Origin of the sequence: Bacillus sp. GMa5/1 (assembly GCF_050172015.1) — a bacterium.
In the GTDB taxonomy this organism is placed as follows: domain Bacteria; phylum Bacillota; class Bacilli; order Bacillales; family Bacillaceae_G; genus Bacillus_A; species Bacillus_A cereus.
In genome coordinates this window covers 1-2141 of record NZ_JBNLYC010000356.1, presented here as the reverse complement: position 1 = coordinate 2141, position 2141 = coordinate 1, and the positions used below count along the sequence as shown (strand labels likewise).

The following is a 2141-nucleotide window of genomic DNA, read 5'->3' as shown; positions in this document are numbered from 1 at the left end:
CTCAATTTGATAAATACAATGGTAGAGGTGTTTATTTTAATGAAGCACAAATTAATTGCAACAGGTATCCTTGCAGGAGCTATATTATCCTATTCTTCTAATATTTTAGCAGATACTCATAAATTCCCTGATGTTCCTACATGGGCTGATAAATCCGTTAATTATTTAGTTGATAAACAGGTATTAAATGGTTATCCAGATGGAACTTTTGGTTCAAATGACTCATTAGACAGAGCTTCGGCTACAAAAATTATGACAAAAGTTTTAGGTATACAAATTGATCCTAATGCAAAACCATCTTTTACAGATTCACAAAACCACTGGGCTACTCCTTATATTGCTGCTGCTGAAAAAGCTGGGATTGTTAAAGGTGAAGGTAATGGAATCTTCAATCCATCCGGAAAAGTAACTCGCGCTGCTATGGCTACGATGCTAGTAAATGCATATAAACTACAAAGCACACCAAATCATAATGATCAGGTTAGATTTGAAGATTTAAAAGGGCATTGGGGAGAAAAATATGCCAATATTTTAATAGATTTAAAAATCTCTAATGGTACCGAGAACGGTTGGCAACCAAATAGATTTATAACACGTGCTGAAGCTGCTCAACTTACTGCAAAAACAGATATGTTACAACAAAATTTAAACGATGAAAAAGAGGTTATTACTGCTACCTCATATGAAGATTTAAATTTAACAGTGGCTTCGAAAATTACAGCTCAAGAGATTGATAGTTTTATTGCGAAATATCACTCGGATAGTCCTTTAGTTGGACATGGGCAAGATTTTATCAATGCGCAAAATCAATATGGCGTGAGTGCTCATTATTTAGCAGCGCATGCGATTTTAGAATCTGGATACGGAAAATCAGAAATCGCATATCAAAAACATAATCTATTCGGTCTACGTGCATATGATGGAGATCCGTTTAAATATGCAAAATATTTACCAAGCTACAGGGATAGCATTGCTTATAACGCTAATTATGTACGAGAAAGATATTTAGAAGAAAGTGGTATGTATTATAACGGCCCAACATTAACTGGCATGAATGTGAAATATGCATCAGATAAAGGCTGGGCTAAGAAAATTGCGGGTATTATGGAACGTATTAAACCGTTTCATGTAGAAGACTATACATATGCAAAAAAATTACCAAAGAATCCTGAAACATTAGATGTCGACGCGTTATCGAATGAAATTCCATATAAAATGTATGCAGACGGTTCAAGCTCAAATGTTGTATCATCAGCTGCTTACTACCAGGTACCTTATCCATTTAATTTAAAAATTAAAAGTAGACCAGATGTAGCTGTCGAGGAGAATAAAGTTGGTACAGTAACGCCTGGAACAACCATCTTTATTTATCGTGAAGATCCAAATGGATGGGTAGAATTCTCTTTTGAAGCTAATGGAGAAAAATATTGGACATTAAAAAATAAATTAAGTATGTAATTAAAAAGATCTATTTCATTAGTTTTAATCGTTTAGATTTTAATCTCATATAATTGGGGGACAAGTTTTTTAATTTCTTAAAATAAAATTAAGTATACAAGAAAAGTTAGAGAATTATTTTCTCTAACTTTTCTTCGCTAGTATTTGAAATTAAAAAGATGGTGGAGTTACCCCAAATATAACAGTGACTTTGTTTAAAGAAGTGTTTTCCCATTTATGCTTTGTATAAGGTGGGATTTTAACACTATCACCTGTATTGAGAAGTAAAACCTCATCATTTAGATATAGTTTTACTTGTCCCTCCATAATAAATGCTATTTCTTCCCCTTTATGTGCCACAGGCTCCATAGATGAAGCAGTTTCAGGGAACAGATTCATTAAAGCCAATTCTAGTGCTCCATCTAAATTAGGAGATAATAACTCATATGAAACATTGCCGCTTTCAGGAAAAGTTATTTTTTTCCTTTGGTTAGCTCTTACAACTAATTCTTCTGTATTGGTATCCTCTAAGAAAAAGTTAAACAATGGAATATTTAGTGCTACAGAAATTAATTTTAGTGTTTGTAATGAAGGATTTGTGATTCCTTTTTCAATCTGACTTAACATGGAAGGTGTTATATCAGCTAACTCTGCTAAACGTTTACTGGTTAATCCGGCCCCTTTTCTAAATGCCCTAATTTTGT

General features: G+C 33.2%; 2 protein-coding genes. One reads left to right on the top strand and one right to left on the bottom strand.

The window, feature by feature from the left end; all coding sequences use genetic code 11:
- Positions 1 to 39 precede the first annotated feature (39 nt).
- Complete coding sequence (locus tag ACQGSG_RS28550; protein ID WP_098293998.1) at positions 40 to 1458, top strand: S-layer homology domain-containing protein; 1419 nt, start codon at positions 40 to 42, stop codon at positions 1456 to 1458.
- 150 nt (positions 1459 to 1608) lie between these two features.
- Here ACQGSG_RS28550 and ACQGSG_RS28545 read toward each other — a convergent pair.
- A partial coding sequence (locus tag ACQGSG_RS28545; RefSeq protein ID WP_426948673.1) for a helix-turn-helix domain-containing protein occupies positions 1609 to 2141 on the bottom strand: 533 nt, incomplete at its 5' end.

Excerpts from the sequence above, each read along its gene's own strand:
- ACQGSG_RS28550 (WP_098293998.1), top strand. The coding sequence starts at position 40 with ATGAAGCACAAATTAATTGCAACAGGTATCCTTGCAGGAGCTATATTA.